At 67.9% G+C, this 20,054-nt stretch carries 15 protein-coding genes; 7 read left to right on the forward strand and 8 right to left on the reverse strand.

The genetic code is table 11. From position 1 onward, the window contains the following. Window positions 1-151 precede the first annotated feature (151 nt). On the forward strand, window positions 152-514 hold the full coding sequence (locus IAE41_RS07090; RefSeq protein ID WP_200732584.1) for a helix-turn-helix transcriptional regulator: 363 nt from the start codon (window positions 152-154) through the stop codon (window positions 512-514). An 18-nt stretch (window positions 515-532) separates the two neighbouring features. Here IAE41_RS07090 and ung read toward each other — a convergent pair whose 3' ends face one another. The 5 genes from ung to rhlB all read right to left on the reverse strand — a co-directional run bounded on the left by ung (window position 533) and on the right by rhlB (window position 5,657). Then, window positions 533-1,246, reverse strand: a complete 714-nt coding sequence (gene ung, locus IAE41_RS07095; RefSeq protein ID WP_079223795.1) for a uracil-DNA glycosylase — start codon at window positions 1,244-1,246, stop codon at window positions 533-535. A gap of 10 nt (window positions 1,247-1,256) precedes the next feature. Beyond that, window positions 1,257-2,099: a response regulator gene (locus IAE41_RS07100; RefSeq protein ID WP_108747506.1), complete on the reverse strand. Its 843-nt coding sequence runs from the start codon at window positions 2,097-2,099 to the stop codon at window positions 1,257-1,259. 7 nt (window positions 2,100-2,106) lie between these two features. After that, window positions 2,107-3,054 (reverse strand): permease-like cell division protein FtsX, encoded by a 948-nt coding sequence (ftsX, locus tag IAE41_RS07105; protein WP_079223799.1) that lies wholly within the window; start codon window positions 3,052-3,054, stop codon window positions 2,107-2,109. 3 nt (window positions 3,055-3,057) lie between these two features. Further along, on the reverse strand, window positions 3,058-3,744 hold the full coding sequence (gene ftsE / locus IAE41_RS07110) for a cell division ATP-binding protein FtsE (protein ID WP_079223801.1): 687 nt from the start codon (window positions 3,742-3,744) through the stop codon (window positions 3,058-3,060). Between the two features lie 173 nt (window positions 3,745-3,917). Beyond that, window positions 3,918-5,657 (reverse strand): ATP-dependent RNA helicase RhlB, encoded by a 1,740-nt coding sequence (rhlB, locus tag IAE41_RS07115; RefSeq protein ID WP_200732585.1) that lies wholly within the window; start codon window positions 5,655-5,657, stop codon window positions 3,918-3,920. 523 nt (window positions 5,658-6,180) lie between these two features. On the opposite strand from rhlB, the gene trxA reads away from it, so the two are divergent. Beyond that, entirely contained in the window at window positions 6,181-6,510 is a 330-nt protein-coding gene (gene trxA / locus IAE41_RS07120) for a thioredoxin (RefSeq protein ID WP_025878607.1), read from the forward strand. Window positions 6,511-6,737: 227 nt separating this feature from the next. Next, window positions 6,738-8,498 (forward strand): transcription termination factor Rho, encoded by a 1,761-nt coding sequence (gene rho / locus IAE41_RS07125; RefSeq protein ID WP_200732586.1) that lies wholly within the window; start codon window positions 6,738-6,740, stop codon window positions 8,496-8,498. Between the two features lie 144 nt (window positions 8,499-8,642). On the opposite strand, the gene IAE41_RS07130 is transcribed toward rho, so the two are convergent. Further along, the gene (locus tag IAE41_RS07130) at window positions 8,643-9,710 is read right to left on the reverse strand and encodes a hypothetical protein (protein ID WP_200732587.1); all 1,068 of its coding nucleotides are present in this window, start codon (window positions 9,708-9,710) and stop codon (window positions 8,643-8,645) included. Window positions 9,711-9,849: 139 nt separating this feature from the next. Continuing rightward, a complete protein-coding gene (locus IAE41_RS07135; protein ID WP_200732588.1) occupies window positions 9,850-12,381 on the reverse strand; it encodes a glycoside hydrolase family 3 protein in 2,532 nt (843 codons plus the stop codon). 341 nt (window positions 12,382-12,722) lie between these two features. Here IAE41_RS07135 and IAE41_RS07140 point away from each other — a divergent pair, with 341 nt between their 5' ends. After that, window positions 12,723-13,730, forward strand: coding sequence for a LacI family DNA-binding transcriptional regulator (locus IAE41_RS07140; protein ID WP_200732589.1), 1,008 nt, complete (start codon window positions 12,723-12,725; stop codon window positions 13,728-13,730). 101 nt (window positions 13,731-13,831) lie between these two features. Here the strand turns inward: IAE41_RS07140 and IAE41_RS07145 are convergent, their stop codons facing one another. Further along, window positions 13,832-14,221, reverse strand: coding sequence for a hypothetical protein (locus IAE41_RS07145; RefSeq protein WP_200732590.1), 390 nt, complete (start codon window positions 14,219-14,221; stop codon window positions 13,832-13,834). Between IAE41_RS07145 and IAE41_RS07150 the strand changes: the two genes are divergently transcribed. The 3 genes from IAE41_RS07150 to IAE41_RS07160 all read left to right on the forward strand — a co-directional run bounded on the left by IAE41_RS07150 (window position 14,220) and on the right by IAE41_RS07160 (window position 20,018). After that, window positions 14,220-17,207: a TonB-dependent receptor gene (locus IAE41_RS07150; protein WP_200732591.1), complete on the forward strand. Its 2,988-nt coding sequence runs from the start codon at window positions 14,220-14,222 to the stop codon at window positions 17,205-17,207. The two genes, IAE41_RS07145 and IAE41_RS07150, sit on opposite strands and share 2 nt — an antisense overlap. A 111-nt stretch (window positions 17,208-17,318) precedes the next feature. Further along, a complete protein-coding gene (locus IAE41_RS07155) occupies window positions 17,319-18,335 on the forward strand; it encodes a cupin-like domain-containing protein (RefSeq protein ID WP_200732592.1) in 1,017 nt (338 codons plus the stop codon). A 108-nt stretch (window positions 18,336-18,443) separates the two neighbouring features. Then, window positions 18,444-20,018: a sensor domain-containing diguanylate cyclase gene (locus IAE41_RS07160; RefSeq protein WP_200732593.1), complete on the forward strand. Its 1,575-nt coding sequence runs from the start codon at window positions 18,444-18,446 to the stop codon at window positions 20,016-20,018. Window positions 20,019-20,054: the final 36 nt, after the last annotated feature.

Genomic DNA, 20,054 nt, shown 5'->3' on the forward strand with positions numbered 1-20,054 from the left:
GCGTGAAATCGGGGGGAAGAGGCGCTTGCGGGCGCGCAGGAACGACGCGCAAGCCTCTTGAAGTGCAGAAAGGGACAGCAATTCTGTACACGCAGAAAAAGTATTGCTGTCAGGGAAGCAGCGCTTACCGAACATGGAGAGGGGGTGAAATATGCAGGCGATGTGCGACAGAATCCGCCGGGCCCGACTAACGGCTGGCCTTTCTCAAACACAGTTGGCGTTGCATTGCGGGGTTCGCCGCAGCGCCGTGGCTCAGTGGGAACGTGACGGCGGTACCGTTCCCAGTGTGCAGCATCTCTCGAAACTCGCGATTGTGACGCAGGTCCACTTTGAGTGGCTAGCCACCGGTCGTGGCCCTGGGCGTCCCGAGGACGGCGAGCTGGTCGCTCCGGAATCTGTCGCAATCGACCCGGCACGCAGCCCGCAGGAAAGCGCGATCCTGTCCCTGCTGCGGCGACTGCCGCCACGCAAGCGCCAGGTCGCCCACGCCATCATTGAAATGCTGACCGAGTAGGGTCGGGCCCGCGCGCTGTCAGAGACTGGCGCGCGGAGGCAGTGACCAATCGATCGGTGCCTGGCCCTGGCGCTGCAGGTACTCGTTGGCCATCGAGAAGTGGTGGCAACCGAGGAAGCCGCGGTGCGCCGACAGCGGCGAGGGATGCGGCGACTTCAGCACGCGGTGGCGACGGGTGTCGATCACCTTGCCCTTCTTCTGCGCGTACGCGCCCCAGAGCATGAACACCAGGCCGTCGCGCTCGCGGTTGAGCACGTCCACCACGTGGTCGGTGAAGCCTTCCCAGCCACGCCCCTGGTGGGCACCGGCCTGGCCCTCCTCCACCGTCAGCACGGCGTTGAGCAGCAGCACGCCGCGCTGCGCCCAGGGCACCAGGCAACCGTGGTCGGGGCGGGCGATACCGAGGTCGCCCTCGATTTCCTTGTAGATGTTCAGCAGCGACGGCGGCACCGGCACGCCCGGCGCCACCGAGAAGCTCAGGCCGTGGGCCTGGCCACGGCCGTGGTACGGGTCCTGGCCGAGGATCACCACCTTCACCTGCTCGAAGGGCGTGGCGTCGAAGGCGGCGAAGATCTGCGGGCCCGGCGGAAATACCGCTGCACCGGCAGCCTTGCGCTGGCGCAGGAAGGCGGACAGCTCGCGCATCTGCGGCTGCAACAGGTAATCACCGACATGCTGCTTCCAGCTCGGTTCCAGCTGGATCGCCGGGGTATCCACTACGTCATCCATCATCACGCCACTTCTATCGCAACAGGGGTCCATCGTTCAAACGTGCCAGCCGCAGCTGGAACAGCACCTTGGTCACCAGCAGGCGCTCCTCGATCGGCTTGAGCACCAGATCATTGGCGCCGGCCTGCAGCAGCCCGGTCTGGTTGTGCGGGTTGCCGTCACCGGTCATCACCAGCACCGGCAGGCGGCGCTTGCCGTAGCCGAAATCCACGCGCACGCGCTGCACCACGTCGCGGCCGCTCAGCTCACCCTTCAGGGTGACGTCGGTCAGCACCAGGTCGATGCGGTGGCGGCTGCGGCCCAGCGATTCGGCGGTGAGCAGGGTGAAGGCTTCCTCGGCGCTGACCACGTGCATCACGTTCAGCTGCTGCCGCTCGAGCATGCGTTTGGTCGCTTCGGCCACCACGCGGCTGTCCTCGACATAGAGGATGGTGGCGCCGGGAATGGTCTGCGGCTGCACGTAGCCGCGGATGAAGGTCGCCAGCGCCTCGTGGCCGAGCGCCTTGTCGAAATAGTCGGTGACGTACTCGGTGAAGCGGCGCTGTTCCAGGTGCTGCTGCGCGTCGCCGGAGACCACGATGACCGGCACGTAGGCCTGGCCGGCGGCTTCGCGCACGCGCTTGGCCAGCGCCAGGCCGTCGCCATCGCGCAGGGTCAGCGAGGTGGTCACCAGGTCCACCGGACCCTGCTCCAGCACCTTCTGCGCCTCCTCGATGCTGTCGCAGCCGATCACCTCCACGCCCGGCAGGTCACGCTGCAGGACGTCGGCGATCAGCCTGCGCACCAGCTTGGAACCATCGACCACCATCACCCGCGTCGCGGGCCCTTCAAGGTGCTTCAACGCTTGCGGTTGCATGCCGTTCTCAGGTGTCGGTGGGGCGGGTCTGGCGGAGGAAGTGGCCGGTCACCAGCCAGGCACCCAGCCAGCCCAGCAGCAGGGTGCCGAGCAGCACCAGGCTGCCATGCAGCAGGTCCAGGCCGTGCAGGACGAAGGGGCTGCCGTAGCTGCGCGACAGTTCGGCCAGCGGCGTGCGCAGGGCGGCACCGGCCACGCCGATCAGGGCCAGCGCGACCGCACCGGCGCCCAGGCCATACCAGGCGCCCAGGTACAGGAACGGGCGGCGGATGAAACCATCGCTGGCGCCGAGCAGCTGCAGCACGCCGATTTCCTCGCGGCGGGCCTGGATGTCCAGGCGCACGGTATTGCCCACCACCAGCGCGGCACCTGCACCGAGCAGCGCCGACAGCACCTGCACCAGGCGCGCACCGAAGGCCAGCCAGGCATCCAGGCGCTGCCGCCACAGGGCATCGTGCTGCACCAGGTCGGCACCGGGCAGGCTTTCCAGCGCGCGCGCCAGGCGGGCGTCATCCTGCCCCTGGCCCGGGGTGACCACCAGCAGCGACGGCAGCGGGTTGTCGTTGAGTGCGTCGATGGCTTCGCCGAGGCCGGCGTCGCGCAGTTCCTGCAGGCCCTGTTCGGGCGTGCGCACGGTCACGTTGGCCACGTCCTGGCGGTCGCGCAGCTCGCCCGCCAGGCGCAGCGCGCCGGGGCCATCGACATCGGCCTTGAGGAACACGTTGATGTCGCGCGACTGCTGCACGCTGCCGGCGAACTGCTTGAGGTTGTCCAGGGCGATGGACAGGCCCAGCGGCAATGCCAGCGCCAGCGCCATGACCATCACCGTCAGCAGGGTGGCCCACGGCTTGCGGCAGGCGCGGCCCAGGCTGAACACCACGCTGTGGGCGTGGTGGTGGAACCACACGCCCAGGCGCGACGGTGCGGCGGCTTCGCTGTTTTCGTTCTTGCCCATGCGTTACTCCGCCAGGTCCTGCGGCGAGATGTCGTCCGCCAGCCGGCCATGGTCGAGGATCAGCACGCGCTTGCGCATGCGGCGCAGCAGCGGCAGGTCGTGGCTGACCACCAGCACGCTGGTGCCGCGCGAGGGCAGCTCGGCGAACAGGGCCATGATCTCCGCCGCCAGGGTCGGGTCGAGGTTGCCGGTCGGCTCGTCGGCCACCAGCAGCTTGGGTTCGCCGACGATCGCGCGGGCGATGCCCACGCGCTGCTGCTCACCGGCCGACAACTGCGAGGGCAGTGCCTTTTCGCGGTGGCCCAGGCCCATGCGTTCCAGCACCGAGCGCACGCGCTTGGCGATATCGCCGCGGCGGGTGCCGCGCAGGATCAGCGGCAACGCCACGTTCTCGGCGATGGAGCGGTCCATCAGCAGGCGGTGATCCTGGTAGACCGCGCCCACCGCGCGCCGATGGCGCGGGATGTCACCGCCGCGCACCTTCAGCAGGTTGCGCTCGTCGAACACCACCGCGCCGCGGCTGGGCCGCTCGTCCAGGTGGATCAACTTGAGCAGGGTGCTTTTGCCCGCCCCGGAATGGCCGGTGACGAACAGCATTTCGCCGGGGGCTACTTCGAAGCTGACATCGGTCAGGGCTTCGTGGCCACCGGCGTACTGTTTGCTGACATTGTCGAAGCGCAGGACACTCATGCCCCGATTATGCAGGACCGACGCGACGGATCGGTAGCGCCGGGCCATGCCCGACGAAAACCTTCCGGTCCGGTGGGTGCCGACCGTTGGTGGTGGGTGCCGACCGTTGGTCGGCACGCCGTTAAAGCCACCCGACCAACGGTCGGGTGCTACCCGCTGATCGGCAGCGCCGATCAGCTGCCCGACAGCATCCGGCGGATCTTGCGGCCGATACGGGTCAGGAACGAATCACCGGTGTCGGCGGCGGTACGCACCGGCTTGGCCACCACCTGCACCGGGGTGACCGGGCTGGCGCCATTGCCTGCGGTGTTCTGCACGCCCTCGGCGCCTTCGACCGGACGGCCGTGGCGACGACGACGACGCTTGCGCGTCTTGTGCTCGCCATCGGCGGCACCTTCCGGTGCGCCTTCTGCACGCGGCGGGCGCGGCGGGCGCGGGGCCTGGGCAGCGGCGCCTTCGGCACCGGCGACCGGCGCAGCAGCCTGCTCGCCTTCCACGCGCGGCTTGCGCGGGCCACGCGGGCGGCGTTCGCCACTGCGCTCACCGTCGCGGCCACCACGGCCACCGCCGCCGCTGCCGGAACGGCCGCCACTGCGGCCACCGCCACTGCGGCCACCGCCACGACGCTCTTCCTCGGCGGCGCGGGCTTCGCGCGCTTCGCGGAAGATCTGGCCGACGCTTTCGTTGTCGTCGCCTTCCTCGCCTTCGGCCGGGGCCGGGCGTTCCGGGCGCGGCAGCGGGGTCATCAGTTCCTTGGTGACCGGCTCGGACGGAATCTTCTGCTCGATGTAGGCCTCGATGTCCGGCAGGCCCATCGCGTAGCGCTCGCAGGCGAAGCTGATCGCATCACCCTCTTCGCCCAGGCGCGCGGTACGGCCGATGCGGTGCACGTAGTCTTCGGCGTCGAACGGCAGGTCGTAGTTGTAGACGTACTTGATGCCATCGATGTGCAGGCCGCGGGCCGCCACATCGGTGGCCACCAGGATTTCCAGCTGGCCCTTCTGGAAGCGGTTGAGCAGGCTCTCGCGCTTCTTCTGCGGCACGTCGCCGGACAGCACGCCGACGCGGTAGCCGGCCTTTTCCAGCGAACGCGCCACGCGCTCGACGAACACCTTGGTGTTGACGAAGACCATGGTGCGCGCGCCTTCGCTGCGCGACAGCAGGCCCAGCAGCAGCGGGATCTTCTCGTCATCGGCCGGGAAGTAGATGCGCTGGCGCACGCGCGCGGCAGTGATGGTCTCGGCTTCGACCACCAGCTTCTGCGGCTCGTTCATGTGCTCGTAGGCCAGCTCCAGCACGCGGTGGCTGAGGGTGGCGCTGAACAGCAGGGTCTGGCGGGTGGTGCGCTCGGGCATGCGGCGCAGCAGGAAGCGGATGTCCTTGATGAAGCCCAGGTCGAACATGCGGTCGGCTTCGTCCAGCACGCAGATCTCGCAGGCGTGCAGCGAAACCACCTTGTGCTGCTTCACGTAGTCGATCAGGCGGCCCGGGGTGGCGATGATCACGTCCACGCCCTGCTGCAGCAGTTCGCGCTGCTTGTCGTAATCGACGCCGCCGTAGACCAGGGCGAAACGCAGGCCCAGGTCGGAACCGAACTTCACCGCATCCTTGTGGATCTGGATGGCCAGTTCGCGGGTCGGTGCCAGGATCAGGGCGCGCGGGTCTTCCGGCTTGCGGTCGGCCAGTGCCGGACGCGTCAGCAGGCGGTTCACGACAGCGACCAGGAAGGCCAGCGTCTTGCCGGTGCCGGTCTGCGCCTGGCCGGCAACATCACCGCCGGGCAGCGCGACCGGCAGGGTCAGCGCCTGGATCGGGGTGCAGCGGGTGAATCCGGCTCCTTCAAGGCCGGCCTGGAGGGCCGGATGCAGCTCGAAGGAGGAGAAGGTCAAATCGGTCAGCGGTTTGTCGCTCATGAGTCCGTCTTGGTATGGCCGCCGGCCCACGGGGCGGCTGGCACTTCATCGTCTAGGGGCACCGTCGCAAACTGCGGCCCCTGCGGCGGGTTGGCAGGCGGGGACCACCCGGTCCGCACGCCGCACAATGCCCCAGTTTAACGCACTCGGGCCGGCAAACCGGAACCGCCCGTCTCAAGGGACCGGGAGACGGCGCGCCCGCACGGGGCCTTCACCCAGCCACACGCCACTTGAACGGCCCTGTGCCGGCCACTGGCCCTGCCCCGGTGCCACCCCCATCTCCTCGAAGACAGTGAAATCCGACACATACCGGGCTGGGACACGATCACGATACGCTGGGTTCCAGCCAGCAACTGTCCCCGCCGCGCGATAGGGGTACACTGCCGGCCGTGAGCGTCCAGGCATCGCGCCGAACGCACCGCGGCAGACCGCTGCGAGGCAACGACGAGGGTCGCGCCACCGGGCATGGCCCAGTTCACCCACCTCCGGCCTGGCCGGGTGCAATCCAAGACGAGAAACCAAGATGAGCGACAAGGTTGTACACGTCGGCGATGCCGACTTTGATAGCGCCGTGCTGAATTCCAAGGAACCGGTGCTGGTCGATTTCTGGGCAGAGTGGTGCGGCCCCTGCAAGATGATCGCCCCCGCGCTGGACGAACTGGCCGACGCCTACCAGGGGCGCGCCAAGATCGCCAAGGTCAACGTCGACAACAACCGCGCGCTGGCCGCCAAGTACCACGTGCGTTCGATCCCGTACCTGGTCGTCTTCAAGGACGGCGAAAAGGTCGGCGAGCAGATCGGTGCGGTGGGCAAGGCCCAGCTGGCCGGCCTGCTGGACAAGGCCCTGGCCTGATCCTGCTGTTCCACGGCAGCCGCTGACCGCGGCTGCCGCTGGGCGCCCGGCGCCCGCATGAATGCAATACCCGGTGACCCTTGCACGGCGCCGCTGGCCGATGATAGTGTCGGCATATCCGGCCGCGTTCGCGTGCCGCACCCTCTGGACGCAGTTTCTTCCAGACCCATTCCCAACGTTCGCCGCCCCAGCCGGGCGCTCGCACCTTCAAGCGAGGAATAACGCTCTTGTCCGATAACACTCCCGAAACCGGCAGCGCCGATGCGCCCGCCGAAAAGCGCGTGCGCAAGCCCCGCGTGAGCAAGGCAGCCGCTCCGGCCGCCGCCGAAACCAGCGCTGCGCCCGCGCAGCCGACCCTGCCGCTGGCACCCGCGCCCGAAGCGCCGGCTCCGGCCGCAGCCGCCCCCGCGCCGAGCGCGCCCGCTGCTGAAGCCCCCGCCTCCGGCGGCGGTGATGGCGGCGAAGGCCGCGAATCCGGCCAGCCCCGCCAGCAGAACCACCAGGGTGGTCAGGGTGGCGGCCAGAACCAGGGCCAGAACAACAATCCCTACAACCAGGGTGGCCAGAACGGCCATCAGGGCCAGGGCAACCGCCGTGACCGCTTCCGCAACCGTCGCGACCGCGACCGTGGTGGCCGTGGCCGCGAAGACGGCATGCCGCAGGACGGTGGCGAGCAGCAGCCCTTCGTGCCGCGCCCGCACGCCAACGTGCCGGAAGGCTTCCCGGTCTACTCGCTGAGCGACCTCAAGCGCATGCCGGCGCAGAAGCTGCTGGAAATCGCCGAGCAGCTGCAGATCTCCGAAGGCGTCGCCCGCGCCCGCAAGCAGGACGTCATTTTCGCCCTGCTGAAGGTGCTGACCCGCCACGGTGACGGCGTCGCCGCCGACGGCGTGCTGGAAATCCTGCCCGACGGCTTCGGCTTCCTGCGCGCGGCCGAGGCCAGCTACCTGGCCGGCCCGGACGACACCTACATCTCGCCCAGCCAGATCCGCCGCTTCAACCTGCGCACCGGCGACCACATCTCCGGCCGCATCCGCTTCCCGAAGGACGGCGAGCGCTACTTCGCGCTGAACATCGTCGACACCATCAACGGTGAGCCGATCGAAGCGTCGAAGAACAAGGTGCTGTTCGAGAACCTGACTCCGCTGTTCCCGCGTCGCCGCTTCACCCTGGAGCGCGGCAACGGTTCGTCGGAAGACATCACCGGCCGCATCCTCGACCTGATGGCGCCGCAGGGCAAGGGCCAGCGCTCGCTCATCGTTTCCCAGCCGAAGGCCGGCAAGACGATGATGATGCAGCAGGTGGCCACGGCCATCACCACCAACCACCCGGACGTGCACCTGATCGTGCTGCTGATCGACGAGCGCCCGGAAGAAGTGACCGAAATGCAGCGCACCGTGCGCGGCGAGGTCATCAGCTCGACCTTCGACGAGCCGGCCGCGCGCCACGTGCAGGTGGCCGAAATGGTCATCGAGCGCGCCAAGCGCCTGGTCGAGCACAAGAAGGACGTGGTGATCCTGCTGGACTCCATCACCCGCCTGGCCCGCGCCTACAACAACGTGGTGCCGAGCTCGGGCAAGGTGCTGACCGGCGGCGTGGACGCCAACGCCCTGCACCGCCCGAAGCGCTTCTTCGGTGCCGCGCGCAACGTGGAAGAAGGCGGCAGCCTGACCATCATCGCCACCGCGCTGGTCGACACCGGCTCGAAGATGGACGAGGTGATCTACGAAGAGTTCAAGGGCACCGGCAACAGCGAGGTGCACCTGAGCCGTCGCATCGCTGAAAAGCGCGTGTTCCCGGCCATCGACATCAATCGTTCGGGCACCCGCCGCGAAGACCTGCTGATCGAACCGGAACTGCTGCAGAAGATCTGGATCCTGCGCAAGCTGCTGCATCCGATGGATGAAATGGCCGCGATGGAATTCCTGCTGGACAAGATGAAGAACACCAAGTCCAACGACGAGTTCTTCGGTTCCATGAAGCGATAAGAAGAAAGCCCCGCACTGCGGGGCTTTTTTTTGGCTTTCGCGGCGGCAGGCATCCACGCATGGCGTGGATCTACTTCGTTCGCCGCGCCATGCCCGGCGGCGTGGATCTACCGGTAGCGCCGGGCCATGCCCGGCGGCAGGCCTCTACGCGCAGACCTCGCGCGGGTCCAGGCCGAGGTCCCGGCAGATGCGGTCGTGGGCAAGGCCGGCACAGCGCAGCGTGCCGCCCAGCATTTCGCTGAGCATGCTGCTGCCGCGATAGGCCAGGTAGCACCACGGTTCGACCGGCACCTTGCCGCCCTGCGCCTTCATCACCACGCGCGCCTCGTCCCAGGCACCAACAAGGTAGAGGGCCAGGGCGAACTCGGCCCGATGGCGGCGCTCACGCGATGAGGTGCAGGCCGCCAGCGCGCGCTCCAGGCCGGCGGGCTGCACGTCCAGCCAGTCCAGCAGCGCCTTGCGCACCAGGTCGGCCAGGCCGGGCACGTTGGCGGTACGCACCACCCCGACGATCTCCAGCGGCGCATCGCACTCGTCCATCCACGGGTAGGTCCATTCCACCACGTGCGCCGCGATCGCCGCATGGGCATCGCGGCCGGGCGGGGCGTTGTCACTGATCCAGCGCAGGTACGCCCACATCTCCTCGTCACTGCCGTCCCACTTTTCCATGCTGGCCTTGGCCAGCATGTAGACCGAGGGTGCGTGGTACGGCGCCAGCGCCATCACGTGCGCGAAGCGCTCGCTGCGCGCCTCACGTTCGATGTCGCACACCACGTCACAGTGCAGCAGGCCATAGAACGCCAGCGGCGGTGCGTCCGCACGCTCGGCCAGTGCCTTGAACAGCCGCTGCGCCGCCTGGAACTTCAGCGGGAAGGCGCGCCGGCGCGCTTCGGGGATTTCATGAAAGTAGGTCTCGCCGCGCAGGCGCCAGCCTTCGCCCAGCTCGGCAAAGGCCAGCAGCAGTGCAGCATCGATGGAATCGGGCGCGTGTGCGTGCCATTGCGCGGCGAGCGCAGGCGCCTGCACCTGCTTGCCGAGGTAGGCGTAGAAATCCACCTGGCTGCCTTCGTGGATCCCGGCCATCATCGCCGAAGCCTGCGCGTACGCGCCCTGCCGTACCAGCTCAAGCAGCGCGCGTGCGTCGGTGACGCAGGTGACATCGATGGTGGAACCATGAGGCTGCAGCCTCACGCTCTGGAGTAAACGGCGCATGGTCGTCCTTGTCTGTGGATCCGCACGACACGCGGATCGCTTCCTGGTGCGCCAGTTTAACGGCGCACCAGGACACGTGGACGGAACGACATCAAGCTTTGATCCGCTCGCCGGCCATCACCCGGCGCAACCGCGTGGCTTACGGGCAGGCCACCGCACCTTCGGCATTGGCCGTATTGGCGGTCAGCTTGACCTGGGTGAACGCCGCAGCGAACGGCGTGTCGGCGGTCACCACGAACGGGGCTTCCACCGCGCCCAGTGCCACGCCCTGCTTGGCGAAGCACGCCAGCGGCACGGTCACCGTCTGCTTCTGGCCGGGCGAGAGCTTGCCCAGCAGCGGCGCGATATCCACCCCGCCCTCGCAGCCACTGCCGCACTGCATGGTCACCTTCACCGGCGAGGCCGGTCGCTTCACCAGCTGCACATCGAACTGCAGCGCGCCGTTGCTGCGCGCCAGTGCGCCCAGGTTGCGGCGCGAGGTGCTGCGTGCGATCAGCTGCGCGGGGGCCAGCCAGGTCACTTCCTTGGCGTCCTGCTGCGTGTTCACCTGCACGGTACGCACCTGCACCACCGGCTTGGCGGTGGGCCAGCGCAGCGTGGCGTTCAGATCGCTGCCCAGCGGCTGGGTCGCACCCGCGGCGGCCACGTGCAGGGCGAACGGCGGCGTGTCGGCACGGTTGAAGATCGGCAGTACGGTCACTTCACCGCAGCTGTCCGGGTTGGCTTCGTCCAGGCGCGCGACCTTGCCGCCCTTGGCGTAGCTCAGGCCATAGCCCAGCGCAAACAGCGACGGCTTCTTCGCATCGGGCTGGTCGATCGGTGCCGGGCACGGCACGCCCGGCCACGGGAAGCTGAGGCGGCCACGGAAGTCGTGCGCGGGCTTGCCGCCCTTGCCCGCCACCAGCACGTCGGTCACGCCCTTGCCTTCGGTGCCCGGCAGCCAGGCCGCGACGAAGGCGCTGGACAGGTTCAGCAGGTCGTTGGTGTACATCGGCCGGCCGGACATATAGACCGTCACCACCGGTTTGCCGGCCGCTGCGGCGGCCTTCAGCACGGCCAGGTCCTGCGGATAGGCGCGGCTGTGGCTCACCGTGTCCGAGGCGAGGATGTCGCCGTTGGTTTCCGCATACGGCGTCTCGCCGATCACCGCCAGCACCACGTCGAACGCCTTCGGATCGATGCCCTGGCCATCGGCACTGAAGCTGACCTTGTCCGTACCCAGTTCGGCGCGCAGCGCGCCCAGCACCGAATCTGCGTTGGGGAAGTCGGCATTCCTGTTCTCGGTGCCCTGCCAGGTCAGCGACCAGCCACCGGACTGGTCACCGATGTTGTCGGCGCCCTTGCCGACCACCAGCACGCGCGCATCGCGGCGCAGCGGCAGCACCTTGCCTTCGTTCTTCAGCAGCACCAGCGATTCGCGCACCGCACGCCGCGCCAGCTCGCGGTGCTGCACGGCGGTGGCATCCCCGGCGTAGCGGCTGTCAGACGGCTTGTGTTCGAACAGCCCGGCACGCAGCTTCACCCGCAGGATGCGCGTCACTGCGTCATCGATGCGCGCCATCGGGATCTCTCCCTTCTGCACCTGCGCGGTGGTGTTGTCGATGAAGGCCTTCCAGTCATCGGGCACCATCACCATGTCGATGCCGGCGTTGATGGCCTGCGCGCAGCTGTCGTTGCGGCAGCCCGGCACCTGGGCAATGCCGTTCCAGTCGGAGACGACGAAGCCGTCGAAGCCCATCTTGTCCTTCAGCGCATCGGTCAGCAGCGCCTTGCTGCCGTGCATCTTGCCGTAGTCGACACCGCCCGCGCGGTCGTTCCAGCTGTTGAAGGAGGCCATCACGGTCTGCGCGCCTTCGGCCAGCGCGCCGTAGTAGCCCTGCGCATGCACGTTGATCATCGTCGCCTTGTCGACCAGCGCCTCGCCCTGGTCGCGGCCGCTGTCGGTGGCGCCGTCGCCCAGGTAGTGCTTGGCGGTGGTGATTACGTTGCCGTCATCCTTGAAGGCGCCCTGCGCGCCCTTCACGTAGGCGTGGGCGAAGCTGCGGATCACTGCCGGGTCGGACGAATAGCTTTCGTAGGTGCGGCCCCAGCGCGGGTCGTGGGCCACGGCCAGGGTGGGCGCGAAGACCCAGCCGATGCCGGTGGCGCGCACCGACCGCGCGGTCGCCTCGCCGATGCGCTCGATCAGTTCGGGATCACCGGCGGCGCCCAGGCCGATGTTGTGCGGGAACAGGGTCGCGCCCAGCACGTTGTTGTGGCCGTGTACCGCATCGGTGCCCCAGATCACCGGCACCGGCGTCTTCGCATCGGTGGCCAGCGAGGCGGCATGGTAGGCATCGGCCAGCTCCAGCCACGCCTGCACGCTGGCGTGCTTGTCCATGCCCGGCCACGAGCCGCCGCCATTGAGCACCGAGCCGATGTAGTAGCGGCGCACCTGCTCCGGCGTGATCGTCTTGATCTCGGCCTGGGTCATCTGCCCGATCTTCTGCGCCAGCGTCATCTGCGAAAGGATCTGCTGCACGCGGCTTTCGATCTGCGCGTCGGGGGTGATCGCGCTGTGCACGCGCGGCCAGTCCTGCAGACGTTCGCCGCTGGCCGGTGCGGCACCGACGGGCGCGACAAGGGCGGCCAACAGGCAGCTGGCAAGAAGGGTCTGGGTGGGGCGATTCACTGGGCTCTACCTCCGTGGATGAAATTCCTGGCGCGCGTGTCTGCGACCGCACGCCGGCATGGGCGCTTGCGCACCGCTCCTGACAGCGCTGTCATATAAGGCGACCCCGCTGCTGTCAATCGTTGTTGGCGGGCAACGTGCCGGGCGTCCCGCAACCACGGGGCCTGGCGCATCATCGACGCGCCATCGCAGTGCGCGGGTGCTGCATCGCGACACGGAATCGGGACGTGCCAGCGCCCCTCCTGTCGTGGCACCATCCGCCTGCTTCGGCAACATCGACCGGGCCAGCACGCACTACCATCGCCGCGTGCCCGCCGCCTTCCAGGAGGAACCATCGCACCATGCGCAGTCGAATCGAGGATGTCGCCGCCGTTGCCGGGGTTTCGATCAAGACCGTGTCCCGCGTGCTCAACCACGAGCCGAACGTGCGCGAGCAGACGCGCGAGCGCGTGCTGGCGGCCGTGGCACGGCTGGGCTACAAGCCGAACCTGTCCGCGCGCAGCCTGGCGGGCCAGCGCTCGTACGCACTGGCGCTGGTCTACAACAATCCCTCGCGCAACTACCTGATGGAAATCCAGAGCGGCATGCTGGAAGCCTGTCATGCGCAGCACTACAACCTGATCCTGGGCCCGGTCGGCACCGGCCGCCGCACCCTGCCCGACCTGGCCGCGCTGTTCGAGAATTCGCGCCCCGACGGCGTGGTGCTGATCCCGCCGCTGACCGATGACGAGGTGGTGCTGTCCTGGCTGGAAGAACAGGAGATTCCCTTCGCCTGCATCGCGCCACGCCATCCGGAAGGCCGCATCGGCGTGCGCATGGATGAAACCACCGCCGTGGTCGAACTGATCGGACACCTGGTTGCGCAGGGCCACCGCCGCATCGGCCACATCAAGGGGCCACGCGCGCATGGTGCCTGCCAGTGGCGCCACGCCGGCTACCGGCAGGCGCTGCGCGAGGCCGGCATTGCCTACGATCCGCAGCTGGTGGCCAACGGCCAGTTCTCGTTCGAGTCCGGCGTGGACGCGGCCAACGTCCTGCTCGACCTCGACGATCCGCCGACGGCGATCTTCGCGGCCAACGATGACATGGCCGCTGCGGTCTACCGCGTGGCCGGCGAGCGCGGGCTGCGCGTGCCGCGCGATCTGTCGGTGTGCGGCTTCGACGACACGCCGATTGCCGGGCACATCTACCCGGCACTGACCACCGTGCGCCAGCCGACCGCGCACATGGGCCGGCTGGCCACCGAGCAGCTGATCGAGCACATCCGCGCCGATGCGGCCGGGCGCATGATCACCGTCGAGCACGCGGTGCTGGAACGCGAGTCTACCGCCGCGCCGCGCCGACGCTGAGCCCTGCCGCAGCGGGCCAACGCGCCCGTTGTGGCTTCGCCGCACGCGCTGTCCGCTGACAGTCGTCACCATGTCCAGAACCTGTCCTCCCGGTCAGTGATTCAAGCCATCCAGTGGACATGCACGACATCCACCGGCCATTGCCGTTGTCCAGCGCTGTCAGTCCTCTCCTCCCTCCATGCTGAAGCGCCCTGGCGCGGCATCCGCGCAGTTTCGTTCTGCACCGCACAACGTTTTTCCGCCGATCGATTGGCAGCGCTGTCATGCCTGAAAAAACGCTGCAGATGCCGCAGCCAAAGGCAATTCATCGGCGTGAGCAGGTGCATGGCAACGGTTACATCGCGGCCCACGCAGGCGTTGGCCAGGCGCACTTGATGGCAGTTTGTTGACAACGCTGTCAACCGTCGCTCCAATCCGGCCACGTGCAGTAACCCGCGATCGAGACAACGCCGCAACGACACAACCGAATTCCCTGGGGAGGGAGCTTCCATGAAGACGTACAAGGCAGTACCTCGCAAGACGATGCTCACTTCCGCGCTGCTCGCAGCGCTCGCCGCACCGGCATGGGCGCAGGACGCACCTGCCGGCGACACGCCCGACCCGGCCACGCTCGATACCGTGCAGGTCACCGGTATCCGCGGCAGCCTGCAGTCGTCGATGAACCTCAAGCGCGACAGCCAGGGCGTGGTCGATGGCATCGTCGCCGAGGACATCGGCAAGTTCCCGGATACCAACCTGGCCGAATCGCTGCAGCGCATCAGCGGCGTGTCGATCGACCGCACCTCCAGCGGCGAAGGTTCCAAGGTGACCGTGCGCGGCATCGGCCCCGACTACAACCTGGTGCTGTTGAACGGCCGCCAGATGCCCGCGTCCAACCTCGGCAACGGCGGTGCCGGCCTGAACGGTTCGCGCTCGTTCGACTTCGCCAACCTCGCTTCCGAATCGATCTCCGCGGTGGAGGTGTACAAGACCAGCCGCGCCGACAACCCGGCCGGTGGCATCGGCGCCACCATCAACATCAAGACCCTGCGGCCGCTGGAATCGGAGCCGGTGATCAGCCTCGGCCTGAAGGCGGTCAACGATTCCTCCAACGACAACCTGCCGCGCACGCTGCAGGGGTCGAACGTCACCGGCGAACTGTCGGGCATCTTCAGCCAGCGCTATGCCGACGACCGCTTCGGCATGGCCTTCAGTGCCAGCCACCAGGAGCGCGATTCCGGCTTCAACCAGGCCACCGTGGCCGAGGGCTGGGCGACGTTCTACGGCAACAACACCACCGATGGGCGCACCCTGCCGCAGCCGGGCCAGGGTTATTCGGACCGCATCACCAACCGGCCGGGCCCGAACGATGTGTATGGGCGGCCGCAGAACACCGCCTACAACGTCAACGGCGTGCAGCGCCAGCGCACCAACGCGCAGGCCACGTTCCAGTGGAAGCCGACCGACAATGTCACCACCACGCTGGACTACACCTATGTCGAGAACAAGGTGCAGCAGCAGCGCAGCGAACTGTCGGTGTGGTTCAACTACGGCCCGGGCGACAGCACCTGGACCAATGGCCCGGTGGCTGCACCGATCATCTATAGCGAAGACATGACCAATTCGGACGTGTCGATGGGCGGCGCGCGGCTGGCCACCAAGACCGGCATGCACTCGCTGGGCTTCAACGTGGACTGGGAAGTGAACGACGCCCTGGACCTGTCGTTCGATGCGCACAACTCCACCGCCGAATCGCAGCCGGACAGCCCTTACGGCTCGGCCGGCGTGCTTGGCGTGGCTGCCTTCGTGCGCGGCAAGACCACCGTCGACTACAGCGGTGACCTGCCGATCATCAACATCGCCCTGCCCCCGGGCGGCGTGCAGGCCTCCGATGCGCTGGTCACCGGCTCGGTGTTCCAGAACAGCTACAACAAGTCCGAGGTGCAGCAGTACCAGGGCCGCGGTACGTTCCGCTTCGCCGACTATTCGGCGCTGGATTTCGGCATCGGCCACACCCAGGTGGAGAACCGCTCGGCCTCGGCCATCATGCAGCGCAATACCTGGGGCGGCCTCGGCTCGCCGGCCGACTATGCCGATGACATCTGGTACGCCGACAACATGGCCAAGTACTTCAAGGCCTTCTCCGGGCACAGCGATCCGCGCCTGACCGGCCAGTTCCTGGTGTTCGATTTCGACCGCCTGATCGACCGCGCCGCCCAGGTCGGTACCGCTGCCGATCCGGCCTGCCCGACCTGCTACTACGCACCGAGCGAGTACTCCGAAGACATCCGCACCACCGAGAAGACGCGCAGCGCCTTCCTGCAGTACCGCACCACCTTTGACTGGTCGATGCCACTGCACGTGGCGGCCGGCGTGCGTTACGAGCAGACCGAAGTGGAATCCAACGCGATGGTGCGCGTGCCGACCGGCATCAGCTGGGGCTCGGCCAACGAGCTGAACATCGTCTACGCGCCGGAAAGCAGCTTCATCGGCGGCCGCGGCAAGTACGACTACGTGCTGCCCAACGTCGATCTTAAGCTGGACCTGAGCGAATCGCTGGCACTGCGCGGCAGCTACAGCCGCACGCTGGGCCGCCCGAGCTGGACGCAGATCCAGAGCGGCCAGTCGCTGGCCGACATCGTGCGCACCCAGGGTGGCAGCGGCAGCCGCGGCAACCCCAGCCTGGAGCCGCTGATCTCGGACAACTTCGACCTCTCGCTGGAGTGGTACTACGGCGAGGCCAGCTACGCCTCGGCCGGCTTCTTCCGCAAGAACGTCAAGAACTTCATCAGCGACACCGTGGTGCGCGAGAACAGCGGCAACCTGCACACGCCCGTCGGCGGTGCCTACTGGAACGAGGCACTGGCGTCGTGCGGCGGCACCGACATGCCCTGCATCCGCGATTACATCTTCACCAACCATGCCGGCGACCCCGGCGTGAACTTCACCGGCGTCAACTCGGCCGGCCAGCTGACCGGCACCATCGAAGGTCTGCCGACCGATCCGATCGCCGGCTTCGACATCACCGTGCCGGCCAACCAGCACTCGGACCACCTGGATGGCTGGGAAGTGGCGGTGCAGCACCTGTTCGGCCAATCCGGCTTCGGCGTGGCGGCCAACTACACCAAGGTGAAGTCCGGGCTGACCTTCAACAACCTCAGCCTGGGCGACCAGTACCCGATGATCGGCCTGAGCGACTCGGCCAACCTGGTCGCGTTCTACGACAAGAACGCCTGGCAGGTGCGCGCGGCCTACAACTGGCGCGACAAGTTCCTCAACGGCATCGGCGGCCAGGGCCCGAACCCGAACTACACCGCGGCGTACGGCCAGCTCGATCTGAACATCAGCTACGCGGTGAGCGAGCAGCTGACCCTGAGCCTGGAAGCGATCAACCTGACCGACGAGACCATGCGCACCTACTCGCGCCACACCAACATGCTGCGCTACGCCACCCAGACCGGCCCGCGCTACATGTTCGGCGTGCGTTACAAGTTCTGACCGGCTGCAGTACTGTGGAGCCGAGCGTGGGCTCGGCTCTACAGGATCGGCTTGTGCACTGCTGTAGAGCCGAGCCCATGCTCGGCTCCACTCCGCTCCGGATACCCGCGCATGTTGCCTCCGCCCCGCCCCATCGAAGAGATCCACGGCCTGGACCCGGCGCAGCTGCACGCGCAGCTGCCCACCTGGACCACGCCGAAGGTGATCCGTGGGCTGGTGGCGCACTGGCCACTGGTGAGGGCCGCGCGCCGGTCCGCCGCCGAGGCGGTGGCCCACCTGGCCGGCTTCGACCACGGGCAGATGCCGGTGACGGCGACCACCGCCGCACCCGACACGCACGGGCGGCTGTTCTACAACGAGGACATGAGCGGCTTCAATTTCCGCCGCGAACAGATCCCGCTGAAGGTGGTGCTGGCCACCCTGCTGAAGTACGCCAGCGATCCCGCGCCGCCGTCGATCTACGTCGCCTCGACCACGCTGGACAGCTTCCTGCCCGGCTTCAGCCAGGCCAACCCGTTGCACCTGGGCGTCGCCGATCCGCTGGCCAGCATCTGGATCGGCAACCGCTCGCGCATCGCCGCCCACCAGGACGTGCCGGACAACCTGGCGTGCGTGGCGGCCGGTCGCCGCCGCGTCACCCTGTTCGCCCCCGCACAGGTCGAGAACCTGTATGTCGGGCCGCTGGATTTCACCCCCGCCGGGCAGGCCATCAGCCTGGTCGATTTCCATGCACCGGACCTGCAGCGCTTCCCGCGCTTCGCCCAGGCGTGGGAGCAGGCCCTGGTGGCCGAGCTGGAACCAGGCGATGCGGTGTTCATTCCCTCGCTGTGGTGGCACCACATGGAAGGCCTGGAACCGTTCAACGTGCTGGTCAACAGCTGGTGGCGGCCGGTGCCGGCGTGGATGGATTCGCCGATGAACGCGCTGATGCTGGCCATCCTCGCCCTGCGCGACCTGCCGCCGGAACAGCGCGCGCACTGGCGCACGATGCTCGACCACTATGTGTTCGAAGCGGGCGAACATACGGCCACGCATGTGCCGCAGGATGCGCGTGGCGTGCTCGCGCCGCTGGATGCGGCGGGCGCCGAGCGCGTGCGCGATACGCTGCGGCGGCGCCTGCAACGCTGACACCGGGACACCGGGCCTGTCCCTGCGGCGGGCGAATGTGCCCATAATGGCGGCTCCCCCACCGTTCGTGCCCGGCTGCGTTGCCGCAGCAGTGGGCGCAGTCGCTGCATGCCACCCATCTCCAACCGCCTCAACCTGGGCAAGCTGATTCTTGCGCTGGCCCTGCTGAGTACGCTCATCGCCCTCGGCAACACATTGCTGGCCAGCTACCGCGTGCAGCGCGACCAACTGGTGGGCAACACCCTGGAAGCCAACCGCGTCTACACCAGCAAGCTGGCCGAAACGACGCAGACCTTCCTGCTGTCCGCGCAGCAGCAGCTGGCCTACGCTGCCACCCGGCTCGGCGAGAGCGGGCTGGATGCCGGCCACGCGCAGGACGAAGCCAGCCGCCTGCAGCTGCAGTCCAGCAGCTTCAACTCCTCGCTGGTGGTCAATGCCAGCGGCCTGGTCATCGCCACCTCACCACAGACCCTGCAGCTGCAGGGCGAAGTGCTCAAGAGCTTCGGCAGCAACCAGGCACTGGCGCGCCGCCAGCCGTTGATCAGCGATCCCTACCAATCGGCCACCGGCAAGCTGCTGATCTCGCTGTCGCACCCGGTATTCGACCGCCAGGGCACCTACCTCGGCTACGTCAGCGGCACGCTGTACCTGCGCCAGCGCAGCGCGCTGCACACGCTGCTGGGCAAGCACTACTACCGCGACGGGTCCTACCTGTACGTGGTCGACCACAACGGCCGCATCATCTACCACAACAACCCGAAGGAAGTGGGCACCTACGCGCTGGACAACGCGGCGGTGAAGGCGGTGATGGGCGGTCGTTCCGGCAGCCAGCAGCTGGTCAACAACCATGGCGTGGCCCAGCTGTCCGGCTATGCCCCGGTGCCGGTCACCGGCTGGGGCATCATCGCCCAGCGCCCGGCCGAGGCGACCCTGCAGCCGCTGTCGCGCCTGATGTCCTCGGTCATCTGGAACGCGATCCCGCTGGGCGTGCTGTCGCTGCTGATCACCTGGTGGTTCGCGCGGCGCATCTCGATGCCGCTGTGGCAGCTGGCGCGCAACGTGCAGGAAGGCGAAGACACCGGCAATGCGATCAATCACGTCACCGGCATCCGCGCGTGGTACTTCGAAGTGGCGCAGCTGAAGCAGGCGGTGCTGTACAGCTTCAACGCACTGCAGGACCGCATCGGTACCCTCAACCGCGCCAGCCGCACCGATCCGATGACCGGGCTGCTGAACCGCCGCGGGCTGCAGAACGCGCTGGAGATGCTGCAGGCGCAGGGCCAGCCGTTCGCGATCGTGGCGCTGGATATCGACCGCTTCAAGTCGATCAACGACGGCCACGGCCACGACGTCGGCGATGCCGCCATCGTCCATATCGCCGAGCAGATGCGCCGCCATTCGCGCGAAACCGACGTGCTGTGCCGCGCCGGCGGCGAGGAATTCCTGGTGCTGCTGCCGGGCGTCGGCGTAACGGCGGCGCAGCAGACCGCCGAGCGCCTGCGCCAGGCGATTGCCGGGCAGCCGTTCGCACCGGTCGGCAGCATCACCGTGTCGCTGGGCGTGGCCCACTTCCCCACGTTCCATGCCGATGTGGAACAGGCGCTGCGGCTGGCCGACAAGGCGCTGTACCTGGCCAAGGAACAAGGCCGCAACCGCGTGGTGGTGTACCCGCACGCGGAGTGACCTGCATACGGAAGCGCCGGGCGATACTCGGCGCTG

Source organism: Stenotrophomonas sp. S39 (assembly GCF_016624665.1).
GTDB lineage: Bacteria > Pseudomonadota > Gammaproteobacteria > Xanthomonadales > Xanthomonadaceae > Stenotrophomonas.

Coding starts and splice junctions, on each gene's coding strand:
- IAE41_RS07090 (WP_200732584.1), top strand. CDS start 152: ATGCAGGCGATGTGCGACAGAATCCGCCGGGCCCGACTAACGGCTGGC.
- ung (WP_079223795.1), bottom strand. CDS start 1,246: ATGATGGATGACGTAGTGGATACCCCGGCGATCCAGCTGGAACCGAGC.
- IAE41_RS07100 (WP_108747506.1), bottom strand. CDS start 2,099: ATGCAACCGCAAGCGTTGAAGCACCTTGAAGGGCCCGCGACGCGGGTG.
- ftsX (WP_079223799.1), bottom strand. CDS start 3,054: ATGGGCAAGAACGAAAACAGCGAAGCCGCCGCACCGTCGCGCCTGGGC.
- ftsE (WP_079223801.1), bottom strand. CDS start 3,744: ATGAGTGTCCTGCGCTTCGACAATGTCAGCAAACAGTACGCCGGTGGC.
- rhlB (WP_200732585.1), bottom strand. CDS start 5,657: ATGAGCGACAAACCGCTGACCGATTTGACCTTCTCCTCCTTCGAGCTG.
- trxA (WP_025878607.1), top strand. CDS start 6,181: ATGAGCGACAAGGTTGTACACGTCGGCGATGCCGACTTTGATAGCGCC.
- IAE41_RS07130 (WP_200732587.1), bottom strand. CDS start 9,710: ATGCGCCGTTTACTCCAGAGCGTGAGGCTGCAGCCTCATGGTTCCACC.
- IAE41_RS07140 (WP_200732589.1), top strand. CDS start 12,723: ATGCGCAGTCGAATCGAGGATGTCGCCGCCGTTGCCGGGGTTTCGATC.
- IAE41_RS07150 (WP_200732591.1), top strand. CDS start 14,220: ATGAAGACGTACAAGGCAGTACCTCGCAAGACGATGCTCACTTCCGCG.
- IAE41_RS07145 (WP_200732590.1), bottom strand. CDS start 14,221: ATGGAAGCTCCCTCCCCAGGGAATTCGGTTGTGTCGTTGCGGCGTTGT.
- IAE41_RS07155 (WP_200732592.1), top strand. CDS start 17,319: ATGTTGCCTCCGCCCCGCCCCATCGAAGAGATCCACGGCCTGGACCCG.
- IAE41_RS07160 (WP_200732593.1), top strand. CDS start 18,444: ATGCCACCCATCTCCAACCGCCTCAACCTGGGCAAGCTGATTCTTGCG.